We start from the raw sequence: 25186 nt of genomic DNA, 5'->3' as shown, positions 1-25186 counted from the left end.
TGAAACGAAGTAGTACTACTGCTGACGCTCGTCGGGGTTCTGCGACCCGAAGACCTTGGTCTCGGCCGCGGAATCGCTGCTGCCCTGGTCAGGCTCAGCAGACGGCGTCGGCGCTTCGAAAGTGGGCGGCTCGAAGCCCGTCGGCTGCTCGGTCGAGCCAGTCTGCTGCTGGTTGTACGGCTGGCCGTAACCGCGCGGAGCGGTGAACTGATCCGACGAGTAACTCGGGTTCGGCTGACTCGCGGGCTGCGAGGTCAGCGGATAGTAAGACGACGTCGTCGCGGCCGAGTCGGTCTGTGCGGGATTCTGCACCGGGTTCTGACCGTAGGGAGACGCAGTCTGGCCGTAAGGCGGCTGCGAAGCAGTCGGGTCGGCGGGGGCGGCGTGCGCTCCCCCGTATCCCTGCTGCTGCGCCTGCCCGTACTGCGGGTTCTGCTGGTACTGGCCCGGCTGCTGAGCCTGCTGCGGCTGGCCGTACTGAGCCTGTCCGTATCCCTGTGGCTGACCTGGCGCCTGCCCCGGCGCCTGGCCCTGGGGCTGGCCATAGCCCTGCGGCTGACCGTACTGCTGAGCTACCGGACGCGGCGCGGGAGCCTTCAGGATTCCGATCTCGAACAACAACGCGGCGACTGCGACGACCGTCTGCACGAACGAGAGGATCAGCACGATGATCAGACCCCAACCGAGGCTGATGTCGACGTAGTCGCTGGTACCTACGGAGAACGCGGCGAACACCAAAGCGAAGAAACCCGTGAGGGTGAGCGCTGCGGCAATGCCTGCATACGACTGCTTCGGGAGGAGCGATACGCCTGCGACCACACCGCCGGCGAAAACGAATCCGAGGCCGTAGATGCTCGACTCGAAGAAGCTCGAACTGGTGTCCAGACCGCTACCGATGCCGCTGCTGCTTCCACTGATCGACGTGAAAGGCGCAAAACCGAGTAGGAAATTGATCAGGCCGAGTGCCGCGACGGCGATGAGCAGGATGAATCCGAGATTCTTGGTTCCACCGCCCGCTGCCGGCTGATTCGGTGGCCCGAAGCTGGGCCCTTGCGGCGTGAACGTCATGACTTCTCCTCGTAGACGGTCTTCGATGGTTACCAGCGTATGTGTCTCGACTTCGCACGCTAACACCGACAGGAGACAATGGGCAGATGCCCTTCACCCTCGCGCCCGGCGCCGACCATGTCGTCGAAACCGAGGTGAAGCACTCACGATTCATCGCCGCGCTTCGCCGGATCGACGACGCCGAGGCCGCCACGGAGTTCGTCGCGGAGCAGAAGTCGCTGTATCCCGATGCGCGCCATCATTGTTCGGCTTTCGTGATCGGATACGAAGCGAACTCACGCGTCGAGCGTGCACACGACGACGGCGAACCAGGCGGGACAGCTGGGGTGCCGATGCTTCAGGTTCTCAAGTCTCGAGATCTGGTCGATGTGATTGTTGTCGTCACGCGCTACTTCGGCGGAATCAAGCTCGGCGCCGGTGGGTTGGTCCGCGCGTATTCGGGAGCCGTCTCGGTTGCTCTCGATTCGGCCGAGCTTGTGGCCAGGGAGAGGAGGATCCTGCGCACTTTGGCGATCCGGCACTCAGAGGCCGGTCGGGTGGAAGCGGAGCTGAGAGCGCGGGGCGTCTCGGTGCTCGGCACTACGTACGGATCGAAGGCGGTGATGACGCTCGCCGCCGGTGACGCCGACGATCTCGACTCGATCGTCGCATCCATCACATCCGGTGCCGGGCAGTTGGAACCTGCCGGGTCGATGTGGGTCGATACCACTGTGCGTGGTTAAGGAGTCCGGAGACTCCCTAACCACGCACGGGGGCGAAGCCCCTTACAGGGACTGAAGAATCTCGCGAGCGAGAGCAGCAGTGGCGGACGGCGTCTTGCCGACCTTCACGCCTGCAGCCTCGAGAGCTTCCTGCTTTGCCTGAGCCGTTCCCGAGGAACCGGAGACGATGGCGCCTGCGTGGCCCATGGTCTTGCCTTCGGGAGCGGTGAAGCCTGCCACGTAGCCGACGACCGGCTTGGTGACGTTGGCCTTGATGTAATCGGCTGCACGCTCTTCCGCGTCGCCACCGATTTCACCGATCATCACGATGACCTTGGTCTCGGGATCCTTCTCGAACGCCTCGATGGCGTCGATGTGGGTGGTTCCGATGACCGGGTCGCCGCCGATGCCGATGGCGGTGGAGAAGCCGAAGTCACGGAGTTCGTACATCATCTGGTAGGTCAGGGTGCCCGACTTGGAGACCAGGCCGATGGGGCCGGTGCCTGCAATGTTGGCGGGTGTGATGCCGACGAGGGCCTCACCCGGGGTGATGATGCCGGGGCAGTTCGGTCCGATGATGCGCGTCTTCTTGCCCTTGGACTCGTTGTACGCCCAAGCGTAAGCGGAGTCCTGAACCGGGATGCCCTCGGTGATGACCACGAGGAGCGGGATCTCCGCGTCGATGGCCTCGACGATGGCGTCCTTCGAGAAGGCCGGGGGAACGAATGCGATGGAGACGTCTGCGCCGGTCTCCTTGATTGCCTCTTCGACCGTCGCGAAGACGGGGAGCTCGACAGGGGAACCGTCAGCAGCAACGTGCGAGACCGTGGTGCCGGCCTTGCGAGCGTTGACGCCGCCGACGACCTGGGTGCCGGCCTTGAGCATCAGAGCGGTGTGCTTGGTGCCCTCGCCGCCGGTGATGCCCTGGACGATGACCTTTGAATCCTTGGTGAGGAAGATTGCCATTGTTCTGTGAGTCCCTTACTTCGCTGCGTGAGCGAGTTCGGCGGCCTTGTCGGCGGCCTCGTCCATGGTTGCGACGACCGTGACCAGCGGGTGGTTGGCCTCGGCGAGGATGCGACGACCCTCTTCGACGTTGTTTCCGTCCAGGCGAACGACGAGCGGCTTGTTGGCCTCGTCGCCCAGGGTCTTCAGTGCGCCGACGATGCCGTTGGCAACTGCGTCACACGCGGTGATGCCGCCGAAGACGTTGACGAACACGCTCTTGACCTGTGCGTCGTTCAGGATGACGTCGAGGCCGGCAGCCATGACTGCAGCGGAAGCTCCGCCGCCGATGTCGAGGAAGTTGGCGGGCTTGACGCCACCGTGGTTCTCGCCGGCGTATGCGACGACGTCCAGGGTGGACATGACCAGGCCTGCGCCGTTGCCGATGATTCCGACCTCACCGTCGAGCTTGACGTAGTTGAGGTCGTTTTCCTTGGCCTTGAGCTCGAGGGGATCGGTAGCGTCGCGATCCTCGAATGCCTCGTGGCCGGGCTGACGGAACGCTGCGTTCTCATCGAGGGTGACCTTGCCGTCGAGGGCGAGGATCTGATCGTCAGGCGTGCGAACGAGGGGGTTGACCTCGACGAGGAGTGCGTCCTCGTTGATGAAGACCTCCCACAGCTTCTGGATCGTGACGGCCGCTGCGTCGAGCACCTCTGCGGGCAGCTTTCCTGCCTCGGCGATGCTGCGCGCGAACGCGAGGTCGACGCCCTTGACTGCGTCGACGGGGATCTTGGCGAGAGCGTCGGGGTTCTCCTCGGCGGTGACCTCGATCTCGACGCCACCCTCTACCGAGCACATGGCCAGGTAGGTGCGGTTGGTGCGGTCGAGCAGGAAGGAGATGTAGTACTCCTCGGCAATGTCACTTGCCTCTGCGACCAGCAGCTTCTTGACGACATGGCCCTTGATGTCCAGGCCCAGGATTGCCTCGGCGTTTGCCACTGCGGCATCCACGTCGGGCGAGTACTTGACGCCACCGGCCTTGCCGCGGCCGCCTACCTTGACCTGTGCCTTCACCATCACGGGCTTACCGATTTCTTCGGCAATCTCGCGTGCGCCGGCGACTGTGTCTGTAACACGTCCAGCCGAAGTCGGCACTCCGTGCTTGGCGAAGAGTTCCTTCGCCTGGTATTCGAAGAGATCCATCTGCTCACCGTCTCGTCTGCGTTGTCACCCGCTCGAGGGGTAGGAGCGGGTCTGTTCTGGACTTTAACCAGTTGCCGCGTTCGGTTTGCGCCCGCACTGATGCTATGTGGCCCAAGTCACGCGCAAATGCGCAATGAGGCACGCCTCACCGATCGAGCAAGGTGGCCACACCGAATTTGTCAAGCATCAGTCTCACTGATTCTTGCGCTCGAGAACGCTGCAACGAGAAGCAACACTATGCCCGTGGCCGCTGTGATCGCACCCACCCCCACGGTTGCGTCCGATATGCGCGATGACGTGAGCGGCCACTCACTGACGTACACCAGAGCTGCCACGGCAGATCCGATCAGCAATGCCGCGCCTCGAGCCGGCCGCGCAGACGCTGCGATCGCAGCGGCGATCACGACGGTGACGCCGACGAGCAGTTGCCCCCAGACGTCAATTCCCCACGGCCACTCCAGAACTGACGCCGCTGTGTAGGCGTCACCCCGATAGAGGGGAAGCGCGGTCCCGATCAGGACTGCGACTGCGCCGATCCCACCGACGAGAAGCACCAGCCCTCTCGAACCTCCGTCTACCGACGTGTCGACGTCTTCACGTTCTGCGCTTCCCGCCAGCCAGACGAGCAGTCCCGTCGCCGCAGCGAGGAGAGCCACGCCACAAAGCACGAAGGCGCCGGCACCCAACCCGACGCCTGGTACGTCCGTCGCGATGACCGCCGACTGCATGACAGCCGCGACGCCCATCACGACGGTGGTCCACAGCACTCCGACGGCCGGACGCACCACGGCGGCGCGGCCCGGGGCAAACAGGCCCAGCGCGGCGAGGAGCAATACGGCAGCCGCGAGCAGGACAACTCGAGACGACAGCATCGACGGCTCCGGGATTCCATCCGGCAACGACAGGACAGGCAAAGCCGAGCCGACGCCCGCAACAGCCGCAGTGATGATTGCGGCGGTACCGGCAACGCGGTGAAGTCTGTTCACCCGCGCTTGCGCCGCCCGGGACTGAGCCACCATCGCTGCCTTGAGCGCACCCTTTGTTGTCTTCGCAGGCGCGCGGACCACACTTTCAGCGGGAATCGCATCCGTTTCACGCCTGGATGCGAGGTAAGGCGCTGAAACTCCGATCACGACGATGACCACGGCGGCCAGTGCCCCGACCACGGATCCCGAACCGACGCCGATCCGATCGCCGGCCGCGAACCCAGCCACCACCCTGGTTCCACTGACTGCGAGTGCGCCGAGGCCGACACCGATCAGGGCGCCGCAGCCCACCGGCAGCGAGATGGACGTCAACGCCGCCGCGACCGCAACGAGCACCGCGACGCCCACCAATCCTGTACCGACGGCGGTGGCCGACACCGAGTCGACGAGCGGTTTGACCAGAAAGATCGGATCCTGCGAACTGAAGGAAGGACCGAACAGGGAGAGCACGAACACCACTGCGGCCAGAATCAGCAGCGCTGTCGGCCACGCGCCGATCCGTCCGCCAACCGATCGCCCGTCGAATTCCGCGGCGCGAGCGCTGCCGTATCCGTCCCGTTCCGATTCACGATGGACAGCGACAAGTCCGAGCACCCCGGACAGGACAAGAAGGCAGTGTCCCGCGAGCGCGAGATAAGCGCCAGGACCCGCATCGATCGAACCCGCCGAAATCGGACGGAAAAGGTCCAAGCGGTTTGCATCGATTGCGTCGACGAACAACTGGACGTCGAGAATTGCCGCTCCGAGCGACACCGCCCCGATACCGGCCAGGAGTCCACCGGCCAAGGCGGGCCTGCGGCCCGAGGTGAGCACTGCAACCAACGGCACGATGATCGTGCAGACGGCCGCGAAGAGAGCGGCAGAAGCAAGAGCCCCCGTCGTGTCGACCCCGCGGCCACTCCCGACTCCGACGACGGGACTGGCCGCCACTCCAACGGCACCGAGCAGTCCGATTACCGCCGCGAGTGGCGCCCCGGACTTCACTCCGGGGTCGTCGAAACGCGCCTGCGACGTAGTTCCAGGTGTTGTGGACACTCGATCGACGGTAGTGCCTGAATGGACCGGTGATCCGGTTGTGACACGCGTGATCACGAAACGAGATGATTCGTCCGTTTTGCCCGTATCGACATATTCCCAGGTCAAGCTGTGATGCACGTCACATAATCGGACAGGTTTCCGCTACGGCTTGCGCCCATCGCAATCATTTCGTTACCGTCAGTCGGTCTAAGTCACGGGCTGATCACGAACTCGAGGAGAGAACCGGCATATGCATCACCGCAGCCAGTTCACCGCTAGTAGGTTCTCGAACTCAGCTCCAGACGAGGTCACGACCACTTATCCAACGCACTCGGCCAGGCGTTACACCGAGACCAAAAGTTCTGAGATCTCTACCGATATGTTCACTCGAAATTCATCCTCCACGTCGTCAGATTCCGACTCTCACGAGTTCGTCGAGTCCGACGTGATCAGCACCCCCACTTACGCCTCCTCCGCACCGACAGTCGATGTCGAATCTCCGGTTCGCCGCAGCGGTGCTCACCGACTCCCCACCCCTCCCTCTGCTCTCAAGGGCCGCGCCGCCGTTCTGGCAGTTGCAGCCGGCGCAGTTGTCGCCGCGGGCCAGGCAGTTGTCAACGACGGTTCCTCTTCCGCCGCCGACCACTCGGAAGTTGCACTCGCCAACGAGTCCTCCGCGATCGGCACCACCGCAGAACCGCAGGCCGCTCAGTTCGCTCCGGCCACCTCCACGGCAGCCACCACCGAGGCCGACGCTCCCCAGGTCCTCAACGTCGCAGCACCGACCGACCTCTCCCAGTTCAGCAACCTGCTTGCCAAGGGCCAGCGTTTCAGTGACGAGCGCGCAGCACGCGAAGCAGCTGCCCGTCGCCCGCTGTTCGTCCTGCCGGCAGTCGGCACGTTCACGTCCAACTTCGGCACCCGCTGGGGCACCCTGCACGCCGGCGTCGACATCGCCGCCCCGATCGGGACGCCCATCGTCGCAGTCGCCGACGGCAAGGTCATCGATTCAGGTCCGGCTTCCGGATTCGGCATGTGGGTACGCCTACAGCACGCAGACGGAACGATCACCGTCTACGGCCACATCGACACGTCCACCGTCACCGTCGGTCAGCAGGTCATGGCCGGCGACCAGATCGCCACTGTCGGCAACCGCGGCTTCTCCACCGGCCCCCACCTTCACTTCGAGGTTCACCTCGCCGGCGAGAACAAGATCGACCCCCTCCCTTGGCTCGCATCACGCGGCATCAGCCTCGGTATCGAGCAGGACTGACCGCAAGCCCAACGCTTCTGACAAAAAATTTCCGGCCCGCACCTTTCCAGGTACGGGCCGGAAGTTTTTTGTCTGTCTTCTACAGCTTGACCATCGGCACACCGCCGATGAGCATCAACCGCACCTTGCCCGCGCTACCGAAGTCGATGGTGACCGTCGCGGTGGGTCCGGTGCCCTTGGTTTCCAACACGGTGCCCAGACCGTACTTGTCGTGACTGACGCGGTCACCCGTGGCAAGGACCAGAACGTTGTTGCGGCCACGCGCGGCACCGAAACTGGGAGTCGACGCAGCCTTGCCGGACCCTCCCCCGTAGTTCTGCCCGCCACCGTATCCCTGGCCGCCCTGGCTGCCGTATCGGCTTCCGCTGCCGTAACCCGGCCTGCCGCTTCCGAATCCACCACCGGTGCCCGGATCCTCACGGCGCCAATTGATCAGGTCCTCCGGGATCTCCTGGATGAACCGCGACGCCGGGTTCTGGATCGGTTGTCCCCAAGCCGAACGCATGATCGCGCGCGTCAGGTACAGGCGCTGCCTGGCACGGGTGATGCCGACGTAAGCGAGTCGACGCTCTTCGGACAGCTCTGCCGGATCACCGAGGGCGCGCATGTGCGGGAACTGCCCGTCCTCCCAACCGGTGACGAAGACGACCGGGAACTCGAGGCCCTTGGCGGTGTGAAGCGTCATCATCGTGACGACGCCGTCGTCGGAGTCCGGCAGTTGATCGGCGTCGGCGACAAGCGATACCCGTTCGAGGAAGGCGGCAAGCGAACCCGGATCGGGTTCGCCTTCACGCATTGCTGCGGTTTCCTCGTCGTCCGGATCGATCAGTCCGGCCGCGTTTCGTGCGTCGGAGCTGAATTCTCTTGCCACGCTGACGAGTTCGTTCAAGTTGTCGAGCCGCGCGCCGTCCTGTGGATCGCTGCTGGCCGCAAGCTCGGCGCGGTAGCCGGTGCGCTCGAGCACCGCCTCGGCGACCTCACCGATGTCACCGAGTTCGAAGGGTTCGTCCTCGTCGGCGGCCGGTGTCGGCAGCAGGGCCCGCAGCCCGTCCATCATCTCGAGGAACGACGCGATGGCCTTCTGTGACCGCGTATTGAGCAGCGCCACTTTGCCTTCCGCGCCGTCGCGCAGTGCGGCGGCGAAGCTGATGTTGCGATGCTCGGAGTGCACGGCGACGCAGGCTTCGGCTCGATCACCGATACCGCGTCGTGGCGTGTTGAGAATGCGTCGCAGGCTCACGGTGTCGTCTTCGTTGGCGAGGACGCGCAGATACGCGACGATGTCCCGAACTTCCTTGCGCTCGTAGAAGCGAACGCCGCCGACCACCTTGTACGGCACTCCGAGTCGAATGAAGATCTCCTCGAGCGCGCGTGAGGAGTTGTTGGTCCGGTAGAACACCGCGATGTCGGCGAACTTGGTCTCGCCCTGGTCCACCAGCCGATCGATCTCCGAGGCGACAAAAGATGCTTCGTCGTGCTCGTTGTCTGCAACGTAGCCGACGATCAGTTCACCTTCACCCGAATCAGTCCACAGACGCTTTTCACGTCGGCCGGTGTTCTTGGAAATCACGGAGTTGGCCGCAGACAGAATGTTCTGCGTCGAACGGTAGTTCTGTTCGAGAAGGATGGTCCGAGCGTCCGGGTAGTCGCGTTCGAACTCTTCGATGTTGCGGATAGTGGCTCCGCGGAATGCGTAGATCGACTGATCGGCGTCACCGACGACGCACAATTCGGCCGGGGCAACGGCATGGTCGGACTCTCCGGCACCGCCGACCAGTTCACGCACCAGCATGTACTGCGCGTGGTTGGTGTCCTGGTACTCGTCGACGAGCACGTGACGGAAGCGGCGGCGGTAGTACTCGGCGATCTGGGGAAACGCCTGGAGAAGCGCAACGGTCTCACCGATGAGATCGTCGAAGTCGAGTGCGTTCGCCGCACGCAACCGCTGTTGATAGTGGCCGTAGACCTTGGCGATCAGTCGCGGCAGCTCGGCTGGATCCTGATCGGCTGCGACAACCGCCTCTTCCGGTCCGACGAGTTCGTTCTTCAGGTTGGAGATGTGAGTGGCGAGAAGCCGCGCGGAGAATCGTTTGGTGTCGAGCTCGAGGTCCTTCGAGATCATCGTCAGCAGTCGACGCGAATCGTCGGAATCGTAGATCGAGAAATTCGAGTTCAAACCGGGCAGGAGCGCCGCCTGTGCTCGCAGGATGCGCACGCAACTGGAGTGGAACGTCGATACCCACATGGCGTTGGCACGCGGTCCGACAAGGGCTGCCACACGCTCGCGCATCTCGGCCGCAGCCTTGTTGGTGAACGTGATGGCCAGGATCTGACCGGGGGTGACACCCCGTTCGGCCAGCAGATAGGCGATGCGACGCGTCAGTACTGCCGTCTTGCCCGAGCCGGCGCCCGCGACGATCAGCAACGGCGAACCGGCATGGACCACGGCCTCGCGCTGTTGCGGGTTGAGACCCTCGAGGAGGGCGTCCGAACCCGCGCCATGTCCCCGCGCGCCGCCCCCGTCGTGCTGGGAATGTCCGTCGTGCTCACCGAGTGCTGGGTACGTGTTCATCGCCTGTCCACGCTACCGGCGTCCACCGACACGGTCGTCAGTGCGTCCACCTGCTGGTAGAGGCACTTGGATTACCTGTGTCGAGCATGGCAAACTGGACGCCATGTTCAGCATTTCCGTTCGCGACAACACGGCCGACCCCGTCGGCCCGCTGTGGCGTTACTTTACGTGCCCCGGACCTCGGTGCACGTGATCTGAACAGCTCACCCGCCCCTGGTCCGAATCGGATCCGGGGCATTTTCGTCAGTGTGCCTGGATCGGTAACGACCCGAGCCGAGACCACGATCCACGCAGTAGGAAGAGGAGACGAATAGCAATGAGCACCCAGGCTGCAGCCCCCAATGGAAATACTGTAAATAGTGTAAATACTGCTCCGACAGACGTCGAGATCCCCCAGAGTGAGGCGGAGATCGACGAGCTCCGGAAAGAAATCGACCGTCTCGACGCCGAGATCCTCGCGGCCATCAAACGCCGCTCCGAGGTATCCCAGATCATCGGCCGTACCCGGATGGCATCGGGTGGTCCGCGTCTGGTGCACAGCCGAGAGATGAAGGTCCTCGAACGGTTCAACGAGTTGGGCCAGGAAGGCCACACCCTCGCGATGCTGCTCCTGCGCCTGGGCCGCGGACGCCTGGGCCACTAGCGCACACCCAGATCACTTGCGAACGGCTACATCGGATGCCTCTGGCAGTCCCGATGTAGCCGTTCGTGTGTGTGTCAGTTCTCGAGCGCGATGTACTTCGTGCTCAGGTATTCCTCGATCCCCTCGGTCCCGCCCTCGCGGCCGAATCCGGATTCCTTCACACCACCGAACGGCGCTGCCGCGTCCGAGATCACTCCGCGGTTGACGCCGATCATTCCTGATTCCAGTGCGTCGGAGACCCGAAGCGCACGGTCGAGATCCCTCGTGAAGATGTACGCAGCCAATCCGAACTCGGTGTCGTTGGCGGCCGCGATTCCCTCGGCTTCGGTGTCGAAGCCGGTGATTGCGGCGACGGGTCCGAACACCTCTTCCTTCAGTATCCGCGCGCTCGCCGGAACATCGGCCAACACGGTGGCCGGATAGAAGTACCCCTCACCACCTGGCGCTTCGCCGCCCAGTCGAACCTTCGCCCCGGCATCCACCGCATCTGCAACCAACTCTGCGACCGTGTCGAGCTGGTTCTGGTTGATCAGCGGGCCGAGCTTCGTCTCCGGGTCGGTACCCGGTCCCATCGTGAACGCCGCCATCTTCTCGGTCAGCTTGGTCGTGAACTCCTCACGCACGGCGTTGGCGACATGGAACCGGTTGGCGGCGGTGCAGGCTTCGCCTCCGTTGCGAAGCTTGGCCAGTACCGCACCCTCGACTGCCTTGTCGACGTCCGCGTCGTCGAACACGACGAAGGGCGCATTGCCACCCAATTCCATCGACGTGCGGAGCAATCGCTTCGCGGACTTCTCCACCAGCATCTTGCCGACGCCGGTGGACCCGGTGAAGGTGAGCTTGCGCAGTCGGGGGTCGTCGATGAGAGGGCCGGTCACTTCCCCGGATTTCGATGTCGGCAACACCGAGAGGACTCCGTCGGGCAGCCCTGCTTCGGCCATGAGCTGAGCGAGCAGCAGCATCGTCAACGGGGTCTCCGAGGCGGGCTTGACGATGATCGTGCAGCCGGCGGCCAACGCCGGTCCGATCTTGCGGGTGCCCATCGCCAACGGAAAATTCCAGGGAGTGATGGCCAGACACGGTCCGACCGGCGCCTTCGTGACGAGGATCCGGCCGTTGCCCGCCGGCGCCGGCGTGTAGCGCCCGCCGATGCGAACGGCCTCCTCGCTGAACCACCGAAAGAACTCGGCGCCGTACTTGACCTCGGCACGGCTCTCGGCGAGTGCCTTGCCCATTTCGAGGGTCATCAGCAGCGCCACGTCCTCGGCGCGCTCGGTGATCTTCTCGAAGACGGCTCGCAGAATTTCACCACGCTCGCGCGCAGGTGTGCTCGCCCACTTCGACGAGACGGCCACGGCTTCGTCGAGCGCGCGCATCGCATCCGCGGGGCTAGCATCGGCGACGTCGGTCAACGATTTTCCGGTCGCCGGATCTGCCACCGGGAAGGTCGCGTTGTTCTCCGCGGGCTCGAACCGGCCGCCGACGAACAACTGGGTGGGAACTGATCGAATGAATTCGAATGTGTCCATGGGTTCCATGATGCTCGTCGAAGCCGCGTCCGTCTGCCCGCGAGCGAGACTCACGCGGAAGTTTCCAGCTTGTGCCACTAAAGTCGATGATCGTGAGCACTGACATCACCGGAACCTCAGCCTGGCAGAAACTGCGCGCTCATTACGCCGACATCGAAGGCGTTCACCTGCGAGAACTCTTCCAGGACGATCCAGCCCGCGGGCGAGAGCTGACGATCGACGCCGGTGATCTTCACATCGACTACAGCAAGCATCGCGTCAGCCGCGAGACTCTCGCGCTACTCGTCGAGTTGGCCCGCGAGGCCGGCGTCGAGGCACGACGCGACGCGATGTTCGCGGGCGATCACATCAACAGCTCGGAAGACCGAGCCGTGCTGCACACAGCACTGCGTCTGCCGAAGGATTCTGCTCTGACCGTCGACGGTCAGGACGTCGTCGCGGACGTTCACGAAGTTCTGGACGCGATGGGCGCTTTCGCGGACCGTGTGCGCAGTGGCGAGTGGACCGGCGCCACCGGCAAGCGCATCCGCACCATCGTCAACATCGGCATCGGCGGTTCCGACCTCGGGCCCGTGATGGTCTATCGCGCGCTACGGCACTACGCGGACGCCGGAATCAGCGTTCGGTTCGTCTCCAACATCGACCCGGTCGACCTGGTCGGGCAGCTCGACGACCTCGATCCGGAGACGACGCTCTTCATCGTCGCGTCCAAGACGTTTTCCACCCTCGAGACGCTCACCAACGCGACGGCGGCAAAGCGTTGGCTGTTCGCCGGTCTGGGCAGCGAAGACGTCTCGGCCGTAGCCAAGCATTTCGTCGCAGTCTCCACCCATGGTGATCGCGTGGCGGAGTTCGGCATCGACACCGCGAACATGTTCGGATTCTGGGATTGGGTCGGCGGGCGCTACTCCGTCGACTCGGCGATCGGACTGTCGGTCATGTGCGCCGTCGGACCCGTTCGTTTTGCCGAATTCCTCGACGGTTTCCACCAGATCGACACGCACTTCCGAAACCAACCGCTCGAGCAGAACGCGCCGGTACTCCTCGGGCTCATCGGGCTCTGGTACTCCAACTTCTTCGGCGCTCAGTCCCGCGCAGTGCTGCCCTACTCCAACGACCTGTTGCGCTTTCCCGCGTACCTGCAGCAGCTGACCATGGAGTCCAATGGCAAGTCGGTTCGCGCCGACGGCTCACCGGTCACCACGTCCACCGGTGAGATCTTCTGGGGCGAGCCGGGGACCAACGGCCAACACGCGTTCTATCAGCTCCTGCATCAGGGCACGTGGCTCGTGCCCGCCGATTTCATCGGCTTCGCGGAATCCACCGACGATCTGCCGACGGCGGACGGCACCGGATCCATGCACGATCTGCTCATGAGTAACTTCTTCGCTCAGACAAAGGTTCTCGCGTTCGGCAAGACCGCCGAAGAAATCGCTTCAGAGGGCACGGCCCCGGAGTTGGTGCCGCACAAGGTGATGCCAGGCAACCGGCCTTCGAGCACCATCCTGGCCAAGGAATTGACGCCCTCGGTCGTCGGTCAGTTGATCGCACTCTACGAGCACCAGGTATTTGTCGAAGGTGCTGTGTGGGGTGTCAATCCGTTCGATCAGTGGGGCGTCGAACTCGGCAAGACGCAGGCACTGGAACTGGGACCTGCACTCTCATCCGAAGAGGCACCCGGCGACCTCGGCGACACGTCCACCGACGCACTCGTGCACTGGTACCGCAAGGAGCGCGGACGGGCCTGATTCACGCGGCAGCAGGGCCGAACCAACTCTCCGTCGCGTACACACGTCCGGATCGGTCGACGAGCCGAGCGCGAAGCTCTTGCTGTTCAACCCATTTGATGGCGCTGATACCCCGGATCAACGCTGCTTCGCTCGCGGCGTACGCCCACACCGCGTCGTCCGCGATCACCGAGACTTGCGCCCACTCCGTGGAGGGACGCTCCTGGTTCGGCTCCCAGGAGGGCAGCTCTACCGCCCGCGCCGTCGCCATCGCGGTTCCGTTGATCAGTTCGACTTCCTCACTGCCCGGTACCGGAATCTGCCAGCCACCGGCCGGTGCATGGCCGGCCGTGGCGATCACGTCGCCGATCCGTACGGCAACACCACATTGCAGTTCGGCAGCCACGATCTGCGCGGCGCGATCGACGGTGTCTGCCTTGGCAACTCCGGTGATGTCGAACGACGCACCCCAGGGCGCGTACACCACGTCGCCGTCGAGCTGTACGTCCTCGAACGTCGGGGTCGGGTGGACCGGAGGGATGGACTCGTCCTCGGAGTAGTTGTCGGCAAGCGGATTGACTGCGCCGCCGGTCATACGAGCCGCCCACAGCGCCGACCGCAAGAGAGCAGACATACGCCGAGTCACTTTGACCGGAGTTCCCTGAGCGAGGTTGACGGCGTGAATCTCGGCGTCGCCCCGGCGAAGGTCGCACACCGCCTCGGTCTCGTCGATGGCAGCTGCGATCAACGCGTGCGCAGTGGGCAGCGCAGCGCCTTCGGTGACATCCACCTCCACGGCGGAATCCCACATCGCCCACTTCTCGACACTGACCATGTCAGTCCTGCCCTTCGAACACACCGCGTTGTAACCAGTATGCGCCGGTCAGCAAGCCCCGTGCCATAAGCCGCTTCCGAGGCCGAGGCACGCATCCTGCAGGAGGAGCAGCGCACGGCAGGGGCTGATGGTAGATCTGTGCGACAGAATTGCCGCCCTCCCTGTGCAAGCCGCGTAGTCCTTCGAAGGGTCCTGACACGCACCCGATGTCGACGGACGTCGACTACTACCGGCGCAGCGGGCTATTCCGATCCGAAAGACGCAGAGGCGACGCTCGACATGTCGTGCCGAGACGCTGCGCCTCGAGCTCGGTCTGCCGCAAAACACGTCCGGGCGACGCTGGTATCACCGCAGGAGATAGCGGCGACTGACGAGAAGCACTGTGTTCCAACGTCGATGACATACCAATCGGCCGCTTTCGACGCGCGTGACTTTCGACAGGTCGACACACCTGCCCGCTCACTCTCGAGTGCCGAGAAAAATACGCGCCCATCACTACGCGCGAGCGTCGAGCAGAGCACCGAGAAGGAGTTCCGAACACGCGGCGCGCCAACCGCCGGAGAGAGTGACGCCCGGCGCCCGGCGGCAGTGCTCGCACGTTACAGACAGGGCCACGATGCATCGACGCAGCTACATAGGACCGGCCGAAAGAACCTGCAGCGCAACGGCGTAACCACCGACATTTTGCTTATACGCCACCCGCACGCCCGTTGGCAAAACGAACGGTCAGTACGCGGCGTAAATCACATACTTTACAAAGTCTTTGGAATCTCTCCGCGCCAAATATCCGCAGGTGAAAGGACTTTCGACCGGAGTCCAGAATAACCGTGTCGTCTACTATGTGAAAACTGCGAAGTAGCTGTGACGCTGGGTCACGCTCGAGGGAGGAATTGTGACCGATTCATTCAAGGACCGCTTGAACGCCTTGTACCCGGCCACAGCCCCGAGACTCACCAACGCACAAGTTGTGGAAGCCCTTTCACAACGCGGATGCAAGATTTCGACACCGTACCTCTCTCAGCTCCGGAGCGGTGTGCGCACAAATCCGTCAGAGCAAGTCGTTTTGGCATTGGCCGATTACTTCGGCGTAGCAGCAGAGTACTTCTTCGGCCCGACGCCTCGCCAAGATCCCGAACTGATTCCCGAAGAAGACCGTTCGGTTGTCGAAGAGTTCCACGACAGCGAATTGCGTTCTCTGGCTATGAAAGCGGTCGATCTCTCCCCTGAATCGCAGGACTTACTCTCGTCGATTGCGGAGAAACTTCGCTCGTCCGAAGGACTCCCGGCCGTACCTCCGGATTGCAGCACGTACGCCCCACCGTTCACTCGTGACTGATCCAGTGCGAAGATCAGCGAGTCAAGCGGCCCAATAGTGCCGAGGCTGTGACGATTCCGAGCAGCGCTGCCCCGATCAGCACGCCGAAGTCGACGACATAGTTGGTCGGCATTCCGATGAGTAGACCGCGTAGTGCTGACACCTCGTAGCTCAGCGGGTTGATGCGGCTGAGCCACTGAACCCACGTCGGCATGAGTTCGACCGGGTACAGCGCGTTGGACGCAAAGAACAATGGCATGGTGATTGCCTGCCCGATGCCCATCAATCGATCTCGTTTGAGCACGATTCCCGCGATCGCGACCGACAAGCAGGCAAAGAACGCGGAACCCAGGACAACGACCAATACGACCCCGAGCAGTTTGAGCGGGTTCCACGTCATACTCACCCCCAACAGCGCCGCCACGATGACGACCACCATTGCCTGGGTGACTGCGCGGATCCCGGCGGCGAATGCCTTGCCTGTCACCAATGCAGCGCGCGGCGTCGGCGTGACCATCAATTTGGTGAGGACTCCCGCGTCACGCTCCCAGATGATCTGGATTCCGTAGAAGATCGCAACAAAAAGAGCGGACTGCGCAATGATGCCCGGCGCGAGAAAGTCGAGATACGGTACGTCACCAGTCGGGATCGCTCGGATATGACTGAACGTCTGGCCGAAGATCACCAACCAGAGGATCGGCTGGATTGCGCGCGTGACCAATTCAGATCGGTCGTGCCGCAACTTCTGAACTTCCACGAGGCAGAATGTGTAAATTCTCGAGAGCAATCGAGCGAAACCGTTGGTAGTGGGATCAGCCCAAGCGGCGCGCTGTGCGACGGGCACTGCGGACATCGCGGAGACCTCCTGACTTGTCGCCGGTGAGGTCGTCGCCGGTGTAGTGACGGAACACGTCTTCGAGAGTGGCCTCCGGCCCCAGTTCGGCGGCCAACGCGCTCGGCTCGCCCACCGCCCGAAGTTCACCGTGATGCATCAACGCAACACGATCACACAGCTCCTCGGCTTCTTCCATGTAGTGCGTCGTCAGCAGCACAGTCATGCCGTACTGCTTCTGCATCTCCGCCACTCGCTGCCAGACGGATTCGCGGGCAATGGGATCCAGCCCCACCGTCGGTTCGTCGAGTACCAGCAGCGACGGTCGGTTCACCAGCGCCTGTGCAAGTTCGAGCCGTCGCACCATACCGCCGGAGAAACTCGACGCCAGGCGATCGCCTGAATCGAGCAGGTCCACCATCTCGAGCGCCTGGTCGACGCGCTCGCGTCGTTCGGACCGCGGAACGTCGTACAGTCGCGCGAACCAGGTCACGTTCTCGCGCGCGGTCAATGCGCTTTCGATCGAGAGCTGTTGTGGCACGTATCCGAGGTAGCGCCGAATGGTCATCGCCTCGATACGAACTGAGCGACCGAGAATCCGAATATCACCGTCTTGCAGAGGAAGTAACGTGTTGAGCAATCTGATCGTCGTAGTCTTTCCTGCACCGTTGGGACCGAGCAGGCCGAAGCACTCCCCCGCGTTGATGACCAGACTCAGGTTGTCCACCGCGCGGTGGTCGCCGAACTTGTATGTAACCGAGTCGATCTCGACCGCGTGTGCGCCGGGGTCGGGTGAACCTGCCGCTCGGCTCTTCCACCACTGTGTCAGCATCTCACTGCCCCTCACCTTCTGATCCGGCTGCTGCCAGAGCGCTCGCCAATCGCGACAGGGCTGGTAGCGCAGCCTCGATCCTCGCCCTGTCTTCTCCGGTCAGACTCGACAATGCCTGACCGACAATCACACTCCGGCGATCACGCCACACTTCGACGCGGGCGCGCGCCTCGTCCGAGAGGACCAATCGCGCGACGCGTCGATCAGCCTCGTCGGCAACCCGTTCGATCACTCCATCGTCGACGAGCTGCCGAACCAGGGTGGACACCGTGTTTGCCGCGACACCCAATCGCCCGGCAGCCTCAGCCACCGACAGACCCGGGTTGCGCCGTAGCAGCCTGACGAGTTCGATTTGGGCGCCGCCGAGCGGTCGTTCTGCAAATGGTCGCCCCGATGCCTTCCTCGTGCCCCGGCGCAATTGCCCGAGCGTCTCCAGGACATCATCCGAAAGCCTGTGATCTGCTCCGATTTCATCCACACCTCACAATAGCTCTGTAACAGAGCTATTGTCGAGGAGTCAGGACGCCCGGCGTTTTCAGCTCGTCCGCAACGGGTATCCCCGATTGCTTGTCCCGAGCACTCCCGCCCAGAACGGAGACGTCATGCGCAGACAGTGGTTGTTCGCGACGGTTGCGAGTAGCGCCCTGATCCTCACCGGTTGCTCGCCCGACGCCCTCGATTCCGGGGACAGCGCAGACAACGTCACTGCCATTGCGACGTCGCTGTCGCCACCCGCCGCCGCTGATGCACCCCTGCTGAAGACCGCCGACTCCCCACTCGGGACGATCGCCGTCGACGGCGAGGGCATGACCGTCTACGTCTACAACCCGGACGAGGAGAACTCACAAGCCGGGTCGTGCGACGAAGCGTGCCTGCGTTACTGGCCGGCGGTCACCTCGGTCACGGATTCGCCGATCGTCGAAGGAATCAACGCCGTCATCGACACTGTCGACGGGCCTGAAGGATCTTTCCAGATCACCGTCAACGGCAAGCCCGTCTATCGGTACCTCGACGACAAGGTTCCCGGAGACATGCTCGGACAGAGCGTCGGCAGCCTGTGGTGGATGATCGACGCCGCCGGAAACCCCGTGTTCAAGACTGAGTAACCCTCAGTTGTACGGCTGCCGCGCGGTTTCGGGGTCGCCGTACGTGATTGCCCGTTCCCGACGCGTTTTCGACGCGAGGGTTGCGCCCCAGTTCAGCACCGTGCTGGCGCGATTGCGGAAACCCGCGAGGAACGCGATGTGGATGATTCCCCATGACACCCATCCGATGAACCCGGACAGCTGGACCGGCCCTGCCTGAAGCAACGCGTGGCGTCGCGAAATGTAGGCCGCGGTTCCAAGATCGCGGTACTTGAACGGTTTTCGGCTGGGCACGCCGTTTTCCACGGTTGCAGCGATCCTGGCACCGGCGTGCCGACCACCCTGCATCGCGACCTCGGCCACCCCGGCAAGTTTGTCCCGCGACATGAGGTCGCCCACCACGTAGACGTTCGGGTGGCCGGGAACGGTCAGATCGGCTTCCACCTCGATGCGGCCACCGCCGACCTGCTTCACACCCAGCGCCGTGGCCAGTGCCTCGGCGAACGGCACTGCTTCGACGCCCGCGGTCCACAGAATCGTGCGGGTCTCGTACTGCCGCTTCTCTTTTGTCTTCTTGTCCGTCGTCTCGATGCTGGTCTCGCACACGTCGGTGACGTGCACGCCGAGGTGAGTCTCGACGCCGATCCCGTCGAGAGTACGTTTGGCGGCGGCCGAGAGCTTGCGACTGAACGAAGGGAGCACCCGATCGTCTCCGTGGAAGAGCAGTACCCTTGCCTCGTCCGGGTCGATGGACCGGAACTCGTTTGTGAGCGCGTGCATCGCCAATTCGCGGATCTGTCCGGCCAATTCGACGCCGGTGGGTCCGCCGCCCGCCACGGCGAATGTCAGCCACGGTCGACGTTCTTCCGCTGTCGGGAGCGATTCGGCCATCTCGAACGCAGCAATGAGACTGCGTCTGATCGCCAAAGCGTCGTCGAGGGTTTTCATGCCGGGCGCCCATTTGATGAACTCGTCCTGGCCGTGGTACGACTGGCGCATTCCAGCCGCCACGATCAGGTAGTCGTACGGCAATTCGAAGGTCGACCCGTCGAAGCGACTGGCAGTCAGTATCCCGGCGTCGGCGTCCACCGACTTGGCCTCGCCCAGAACGACGTTCGTGTTCTTGTTGTCCTCGAGCAGATGTCGCAGCGGACTTGCGATCTGCCCTTCGGAGAGCAGACCCGTGGCGCACTGGTAGAGCAGGGGCTGGAAGACGTGGCTGGTCCCTCGGTCGATAAGAACCACCTCGACGTCGGCCTTCTTGAGTCGTCTCGCTGCGTACAGTCCACCGAAGCCGCCACCGACGATCACTACGCGGGGCTTACCGTTCGAGATGTGGATGCTCATCAGACAAACCTCGCTGTCACGGAGTTGGGCAGGAATCGTAGGGCCGCATCTATCCCTTGCCACTTGAGGCCGGGTAGCGCCGCTCGGGTGGTTTCCTTCTCGATGGCGTCGACCATGGCACTGACGCCTTCGTCCAAACTGGCCATGAGCGCTGCGTCGTCGCCGGCGCCGGCGGACATGTCGGTCTTGATGAAGCCCGGCAGCAGGGTGGTGACGCGAATAGGTGTGCGCGCCAACTCGATACTGAGCGCCTCACCCAGAGCCGCTACCCCGGCCTTGCTTGCCGAATAGGCCGCTTTTGGCCCTGGTAGCCCCCGATCCGCGCTGATCGAGGACACGAGAACGAGGTGTCCGGAGTCCTGCGCGCGGAAGATCTCGAGCGCAGCTTCACACTGCGACAGCGCGCCGACAAAATTCGTCCGCGCTGTTGCAAGATTCGCGTGCGCTTTTCCGGTTCCGATCTTGGCGCCCTTGCCGAGCCCGGCGTTCACGATCACCCGGTCCAGGCCACCCAACTCGTCGCGCAGCTCACCGAAAACCCGGACGACGGAATCGTGTTCGGTCACATCGAGTTCGCGCACTGCGACGCTGATCGACGGGTACTGCGCCACCAGCTCCCCACGCAGCGTGTCGAGACGATCCGTCCGCCGGGCACACAACGCGAGGTCGCGACCGGCCGCGGCGAATCTCCTGGCCATCTCCTCACCAAGACCAGAACTGGCACCGGTGATCAAAATCTTCTGCCGCGTCATGGGTGCAACTGTAACCATCTTCGAGTTCTCGTACCCGGCGGTAACCGAGCGAACTCGGACCGATCCGACATACCGTGGAGCCATGACCGACGAATTCGATGTCATCGTGATCGGCGGTGGGCCCGCCGGCGAGAACGCCGCCGCGTACGCCATCGCCGGAAGTAATCGCACCGCCGCAATCGTGGAACACGAACTGGTCGGCGGTGAATGCTCGTATTGGGCCTGTATGCCCAGCAAGGCGCTACTGCGCCCGGGGCAGGTCCTCGAGGCGGCCGACGCCTTGCCCGGGATCCCGGCCGGACCGCTGGACGTCGACGCCGTTCTGAAACGGCGCGACTCGTTCACCCACAACCACGACGATTCGTCCCAGGTCGACTGGGCCACCTCCGTGGGAATCACCGTGATCAAAGGCCACGGGGTGATCGACGGCGAGCGCGCTGTGACCGTCGACGGGACCCGTAAGCTCCGCGCCCGCCAAGCCGTTGTACTCGCCACGGGCACAACTGCCACTGTCCCGAAGACGCCGGGGTTGCGTGAAGCACTCCCGTGGACGTCGCGCGATGCGACCAATCTCCACGAGGTTCCGTCGCGGGTGGCGGTCATCGGCGGCGGAGTCGTCGCAACGGAGTGCGCAACGTGGTTGTCGTCGTTCGGCGCTCACGTGACACTGCTCGTGAGAGGCGATGCTCTGTTGAAATCGGCAGAACCGTTTGCCGGGACGATGGTTGCCGAAGCACTCGGCGCCCGCGGCGTCGACGTTCGACTGAGCACCGCCGTCAACTCGGTGTCGCGACCCGACGCCAAGGACACCGGTGAGGGCCACATCCACGGTGGACCCGTCAGCATCGAGACCTCTTCCGGTGTGATCGAGGTCGACGAGGTCATCGTCGCGGCGGGCCGCGGGCCGACATCTGCCGATCTCGGCTTGTCCGTCATCGGCCTCGAGGACGGCAAGTACGTCACCACTGACGATCACCTCTGTGCCCAAGGTGAGTGGCTTTACGCCGTCGGCGACATCAACGGTCGCTCTCCCCTCACCCACATGGGCAAGTATCAGGCGAGAGTCTGCGGAGACGTCATCGCCGCGCGGGCCGAGAGCCGCGGACTCAGGGGACCTCGGTACACGGCGTCGGCGGACAACGGACAGGTCCCCCAGGTGGTGTTCACCTCACCCGAGATCGCCTGGGTGGGACGCACCGAGAAGAAAGCTCGCGACGACGGCTACGACGTCGAAGTCGTGGAGATCGAATTGGCCGTCGCAGGATCCTCGCTGTTGCGCGACGACTACTCCGGGCGCGCGAAGTTAGTCATCGACAAGGCCACCGAGGTGATCCTCGGCGCTACTTTTGCCGGGCCCGAAGTATCCGAACTGGTGCACGCGGCGACAATCGCGGTCGTCGGCGCCGTCCCACTCGAAACTCTCTGGCATGCGGTGCCCTCGTATCCGACGGTCAGTGAGGTCTGGCTTCGATTGCTGGAGGCTCGCCGCTGACGCGATCCCGAAGTACGTATAGTCGCGACATGGCGTCCGACATACTTGTGACCACGGCCGACGGCACCCTACGCGGCCGCCGGGTGGGAAAACTTCGTGCCTGGCGCGGAATTCCCTACGCCCGGCCGCCGGTCGGAACACTGCGTCTGACGCGGCCACAGCCGGTCACACCATGGACCGGAGAACGAGACGCGACCAGGTTCGGCGACGCCTCGGTCCAGCACAAGAAGGGGCTGCTGCTTTCGCCCGGGAAGTACCAGCCGAGCAGCGAGGACTGTCTGACACTCAACGTGCTCGCTCCAGCGAACGCCGGTAACACCCCGCTTCCGGTCATGGTCTTCATCCACGGTGGGGCAAACACCATCGGGACCTCGGCTACCGGCTTGTACTCCGGTGTGTCCCTCGTCGAACGCGGCGACATCGTCTACGTCTCGATCAACTACCGCCTCGGTGCTCTGGGGTACCTCGATTTCACACCCTTCTCCACGGCCGAGCGGGCATTCGATTCCAACCTCGGACTGCGCGATCAGGTCGCGGCCCTGCAATGGGTGCAGCGCAATATCGCTGCCTTCGGTGGGGATCCTGAAAAAGTCACGATCTTCGGTGAATCCGCCGGAGCCACTGCCGTCACCACCTTGATGGCTACTCCGGCTGCCAAGGGACTGTTCGCTGGTGCGATCGCCGAGAGTTCGGCTCCTGATCTGGTCTCGAGCACGCAGCGATCGCACGCCTGGGGCGCGCGTTTCGTCGAGATCCTCAATTCCGGTCTACCGCCCGCGAAGGCTTTGACCTCGGCGACTGCCGTCGAATTGGGCCGAGCAGGCAGCAGACTCGGTGCCGAGGTACTGGCGAACACGCCTGGACTACATCCCTTCGGTCCGGTCGTCGACGGCGACTTCCTGCCGCGCTCCCCCTTGGACGCATTCAATGAAGGATCGGCACACCAGGTTCCGATGATCATCGGCACCAACAGACGGGAGGGAACGCTGTTCCCGAAGGTGCTCGACGCACTCCCGACCAACCCGTCGCGCATCGACACCATGTTCGCTCTCACCGATCCCGAGGCCGGAAAGCGCATCCTCGCAACCTATCCCGGCTATCCCGACGAGCAGTCCGCGATCGACGTCGGTGGAGACGTCACGTTCTGGCACCCTTCAGTGGAGTTGATGCAGGCTCACGCACAATCGGCGCCGACGTACGCCTACCGATTCGACTTTGCGCCGACGATGATGCGTTGGCTCGGCCTCGACGCCACTCACGGTTTCGAGATGTTCGCGGTCTTCGGTATCGGCGACACCCTTGTCGGGCGCGGCCTCACCCTTCCCGGCGGTCGGCGCGGACTGCGCGCAGTCACCGAATCTGTTCAGGGACACTGGCTTCACTTCGCCAAGCACGGCTCGCCGCGTGGGTCGTGGCCGCGTTACGACGCGCAGGAGCGTAGGACCATGATCTTCGACGAGATCGTCCGCGTCGAGAACGATCCCAGACGTGAACAACGCTTGGCCTGGTCGGGATACAGCGGTTACCGTAGCCACGGCACCGACATCTCCCTACCGTGACGAGCCCCCTCGAGATCACTCTCGATTCCGGGGTCGTACGCGGGCGCCTCGATCGAGGACTGCGCACCTGGCGAGCAATCCCCTACGCAGCGGCCCCGACCGGCCGCTCGAGATTTCGCGCACCACAGCCGGTCGAGGCTTGGAATGGTGTCCGCCCGGCGGAAGCATTCGGCTCTCCGTCTCCGCAGCGCAAGAGCAACTTCGACGAGAACTCACTCTTCGTCAATGTCGTGGCCCCGCAGGTACCGTCGGATTCGTTGCGACCGGTCATGGTCTTCATTCACGGCGGCGCGTACAACGGCGGGAATCCGTCGACGCCCATGTACCGCGGAACGAGCCTGGTCGAACGTGGCGACATCGTCTACGTCTCGATCCAATATCGTCTCGGCGCGTTGGGCTACCTCGATTTCAGTGAGTATTCCACTGCTGAACAATCATTCGACACGAACCTCGGATTGCGCGATCAGATCGCCGCGCTGACGTGGGTCCAGCGCAACATCGCCTCCTTCGGTGGCGACCCGAACGCCGTCACCGTCTTCGGTGAATCGTCCGGCGCCAACGCTGTCACCACTCTGATGGCAACGCCCGCGGCCCGAGGGTTGTTCGCTCGGGCCATTGCTCAAAGTCCGCCGGCTGCTTCGGCATACGGAAAGGATCGAGCGCAGCGATGGGCGCGCGAGTTCCTCGAGATCGCAGACGCACCGGAAACCGATCCTGCCTCGTGGCTGCGCTCCGCTTCGGTGAAGGAACTGGTCGACGCCGGCGAAGAACTTGCGCGACGCGGCGCGGACGAAGAACCCGGAACACGGGCATTCGCCCCTGTAGTGGGTGACGACATTCTTCCCGAACACCCGCTCGACGTGTTCGCCGCCGGACGGGCCCACCCCGTTCCGCTGCTCGTCGGTTCGAATCTCCATGAGGGGCGGATCTTTCCGCGCGTTCTCGACATCTTGCCTACCAACCCGGTTCGGATCGAGAAGATGTTCTCCCACACCACCCCTGAAGTGAAAGCACGTGCGCTCGCGGCGTATCCCACGTATCCGCATCGTTTCGCTGCCGCCGATCTCGGCGGCGACATCACCTTCTGGGAACCGGCAATACTGTGCGCACAGGGCCATTGCCAGGTAGCTCCTACCTACAGTTACCGCTACGATTTTGCGCCTCGCCTGCTCAGACTCATCGGCATGGGCGCTACCCATGCCAACGAATTGCTTGCGGTCTTCGGCCGTTCGGATGCACTCACCGCGGCCTTGACCGCGGTCGGTGGACGTCGCGGACTGGCCGCGGTGACCTCCACCGTGCAGCGCCACTGGATCCATTTCGCCCGACACGGAGTGCCGGACCAGGATTGGCCCGCCTACTCCGTCCCGGAGCGGCAAACGATGATCTTCGACGAGACGTCCAGAGTGGAGAACGACCCGATGGGTGAGCGTCGACGCGCCTGGATCGGCTACGAGCACCGACGCTGAA

Annotated in this window: 21 protein-coding genes; 9 read left to right on the top strand and 12 right to left on the bottom strand. The window is 63.6% G+C overall.

The window, feature by feature from the left end; translation table 11 throughout:
* Positions 1-15: 15 nt before the first annotated feature.
* Positions 16-1068 (bottom strand): DUF5336 domain-containing protein, encoded by a 1053-nt coding sequence (locus QMA15_RS02295; protein WP_021332301.1) that lies wholly within the window; start codon positions 1066-1068, stop codon positions 16-18.
* Between the two features lie 86 nt (positions 1069-1154).
* Here QMA15_RS02295 and QMA15_RS02290 point away from each other — a divergent pair, with 86 nt between their 5' ends.
* The gene (locus QMA15_RS02290) at positions 1155-1790 is read left to right on the top strand and encodes a YigZ family protein (RefSeq protein ID WP_021332300.1); all 636 of its coding nucleotides are present in this window, start codon (positions 1155-1157) and stop codon (positions 1788-1790) included.
* A 42-nt stretch (positions 1791-1832) separates the two neighbouring features.
* On the opposite strand, the gene sucD is transcribed toward QMA15_RS02290, so the two are convergent.
* The 3 genes from sucD to QMA15_RS02275 all read right to left on the bottom strand — a co-directional run bounded on the left by sucD (position 1833) and on the right by QMA15_RS02275 (position 5941).
* On the bottom strand, positions 1833-2735 hold the full coding sequence (gene sucD / locus QMA15_RS02285; RefSeq protein WP_003946432.1) for a succinate--CoA ligase subunit alpha: 903 nt from the start codon (positions 2733-2735) through the stop codon (positions 1833-1835).
* 15 nt (positions 2736-2750) lie between these two features.
* Positions 2751-3920, bottom strand: a complete 1170-nt coding sequence (sucC, locus tag QMA15_RS02280; RefSeq protein WP_019744753.1) for an ADP-forming succinate--CoA ligase subunit beta — start codon at positions 3918-3920, stop codon at positions 2751-2753.
* Between the two features lie 179 nt (positions 3921-4099).
* Positions 4100-5941 (bottom strand): hypothetical protein, encoded by a 1842-nt coding sequence (locus QMA15_RS02275; RefSeq protein WP_290283629.1) that lies wholly within the window; start codon positions 5939-5941, stop codon positions 4100-4102.
* A 232-nt stretch (positions 5942-6173) separates the two neighbouring features.
* Between QMA15_RS02275 and QMA15_RS02270 the strand changes: the two genes are divergently transcribed.
* Entirely contained in the window at positions 6174-7196 is a 1023-nt protein-coding gene (locus QMA15_RS02270) for a M23 family metallopeptidase (protein WP_020970357.1), read from the top strand.
* A 79-nt stretch (positions 7197-7275) separates the two neighbouring features.
* Here QMA15_RS02270 and pcrA read toward each other — a convergent pair whose 3' ends face one another.
* Positions 7276-9768 (bottom strand): DNA helicase PcrA, encoded by a 2493-nt coding sequence (gene pcrA, locus QMA15_RS02265; protein WP_020908650.1) that lies wholly within the window; start codon positions 9766-9768, stop codon positions 7276-7278.
* A 316-nt stretch (positions 9769-10084) separates the two neighbouring features.
* On the opposite strand from pcrA, the gene QMA15_RS02260 reads away from it, so the two are divergent.
* Positions 10085-10411 carry a chorismate mutase gene (locus QMA15_RS02260; protein ID WP_021332296.1) on the top strand — a complete coding sequence of 109 codons (327 nt, stop codon included), beginning with the start codon at positions 10085-10087 and terminating at the stop codon, positions 10409-10411.
* Between the two features lie 74 nt (positions 10412-10485).
* Here the strand turns inward: QMA15_RS02260 and QMA15_RS02255 are convergent, their stop codons facing one another.
* Complete coding sequence (locus QMA15_RS02255) at positions 10486-11940, bottom strand: NAD-dependent succinate-semialdehyde dehydrogenase (protein WP_031330892.1); 1455 nt, start codon at positions 11938-11940, stop codon at positions 10486-10488.
* 92 nt (positions 11941-12032) lie between these two features.
* On the opposite strand from QMA15_RS02255, the gene pgi reads away from it, so the two are divergent.
* The gene (gene pgi, locus QMA15_RS02250; protein ID WP_021345178.1) at positions 12033-13688 is read left to right on the top strand and encodes a glucose-6-phosphate isomerase; all 1656 of its coding nucleotides are present in this window, start codon (positions 12033-12035) and stop codon (positions 13686-13688) included.
* Position 13689: 1 nt separating this feature from the next.
* On the opposite strand, the gene QMA15_RS02245 is transcribed toward pgi, so the two are convergent.
* Positions 13690-14502, bottom strand: a complete 813-nt coding sequence (locus QMA15_RS02245; RefSeq protein ID WP_020970361.1) for an FAD:protein FMN transferase — start codon at positions 14500-14502, stop codon at positions 13690-13692.
* Between the two features lie 892 nt (positions 14503-15394).
* Here QMA15_RS02245 and QMA15_RS02240 point away from each other — a divergent pair.
* Positions 15395-15838 carry a helix-turn-helix transcriptional regulator gene (locus QMA15_RS02240; protein WP_019744761.1) on the top strand — a complete coding sequence of 148 codons (444 nt, stop codon included), beginning with the start codon at positions 15395-15397 and terminating at the stop codon, positions 15836-15838.
* Between the two features lie 13 nt (positions 15839-15851).
* Here the strand turns inward: QMA15_RS02240 and QMA15_RS02235 are convergent, their stop codons facing one another.
* The 3 genes from QMA15_RS02235 to QMA15_RS02225 are packed head-to-tail and all read right to left on the bottom strand — an operon-like array spanning position 15852 to position 17959.
* The gene (locus QMA15_RS02235) at positions 15852-16670 is read right to left on the bottom strand and encodes an ABC transporter permease (protein WP_021332294.1); all 819 of its coding nucleotides are present in this window, start codon (positions 16668-16670) and stop codon (positions 15852-15854) included.
* Complete coding sequence (locus QMA15_RS02230) at positions 16630-17481, bottom strand: ATP-binding cassette domain-containing protein (protein ID WP_290283626.1); 852 nt, start codon at positions 17479-17481, stop codon at positions 16630-16632. Before QMA15_RS02230 ends, QMA15_RS02235 begins: the two co-directional genes overlap by 41 nt.
* 1 nt (position 17482) lies before the next feature.
* The gene (locus QMA15_RS02225) at positions 17483-17959 is read right to left on the bottom strand and encodes a MarR family transcriptional regulator (protein WP_020908655.1); all 477 of its coding nucleotides are present in this window, start codon (positions 17957-17959) and stop codon (positions 17483-17485) included.
* Between the two features lie 124 nt (positions 17960-18083).
* Between QMA15_RS02225 and QMA15_RS02220 the strand changes: the two genes are divergently transcribed.
* Complete coding sequence (locus tag QMA15_RS02220) at positions 18084-18587, top strand: hypothetical protein (protein ID WP_279163657.1); 504 nt, start codon at positions 18084-18086, stop codon at positions 18585-18587.
* 3 nt (positions 18588-18590) lie between these two features.
* Here the strand turns inward: QMA15_RS02220 and QMA15_RS02215 are convergent, their stop codons facing one another.
* Both QMA15_RS02215 and QMA15_RS02210 read right to left on the bottom strand, forming a co-directional pair.
* Positions 18591-19913, bottom strand: a complete 1323-nt coding sequence (locus QMA15_RS02215; protein ID WP_003946361.1) for an NAD(P)/FAD-dependent oxidoreductase — start codon at positions 19911-19913, stop codon at positions 18591-18593.
* Positions 19913-20665: an SDR family oxidoreductase gene (locus tag QMA15_RS02210; protein WP_021332292.1), complete on the bottom strand. Its 753-nt coding sequence runs from the start codon at positions 20663-20665 to the stop codon at positions 19913-19915. Before QMA15_RS02210 ends, QMA15_RS02215 begins: the two co-directional genes overlap by 1 nt.
* Positions 20666-20747: 82 nt before the next feature.
* Here QMA15_RS02210 and QMA15_RS02205 point away from each other — a divergent pair, with 82 nt between their 5' ends.
* The 3 genes from QMA15_RS02205 to QMA15_RS02195 are packed head-to-tail and all read left to right on the top strand — an operon-like array spanning position 20748 to position 25185.
* Positions 20748-22157 carry an NAD(P)/FAD-dependent oxidoreductase gene (locus QMA15_RS02205; RefSeq protein WP_031330891.1) on the top strand — a complete coding sequence of 470 codons (1410 nt, stop codon included), beginning with the start codon at positions 20748-20750 and terminating at the stop codon, positions 22155-22157.
* Positions 22158-22186: 29 nt separating this feature from the next.
* Positions 22187-23716, top strand: a complete 1530-nt coding sequence (locus tag QMA15_RS02200; protein ID WP_021332290.1) for a carboxylesterase/lipase family protein — start codon at positions 22187-22189, stop codon at positions 23714-23716.
* Positions 23713-25185, top strand: coding sequence for a carboxylesterase/lipase family protein (locus QMA15_RS02195; protein ID WP_290283624.1), 1473 nt, complete (start codon positions 23713-23715; stop codon positions 25183-25185). The genes QMA15_RS02200 and QMA15_RS02195 overlap by 4 nt, the downstream gene beginning before the upstream one ends.
* Position 25186 lies beyond the last annotated feature (1 nt).

It is taken from the genome of Rhodococcus sp. APC 3903 (assembly GCF_030407755.1).
Classification (GTDB): domain Bacteria; phylum Actinomycetota; class Actinomycetes; order Mycobacteriales; family Mycobacteriaceae; genus Rhodococcus_F; species Rhodococcus_F erythropolis.
This window is presented reverse-complemented; position numbering and strand designations above follow the sequence as displayed.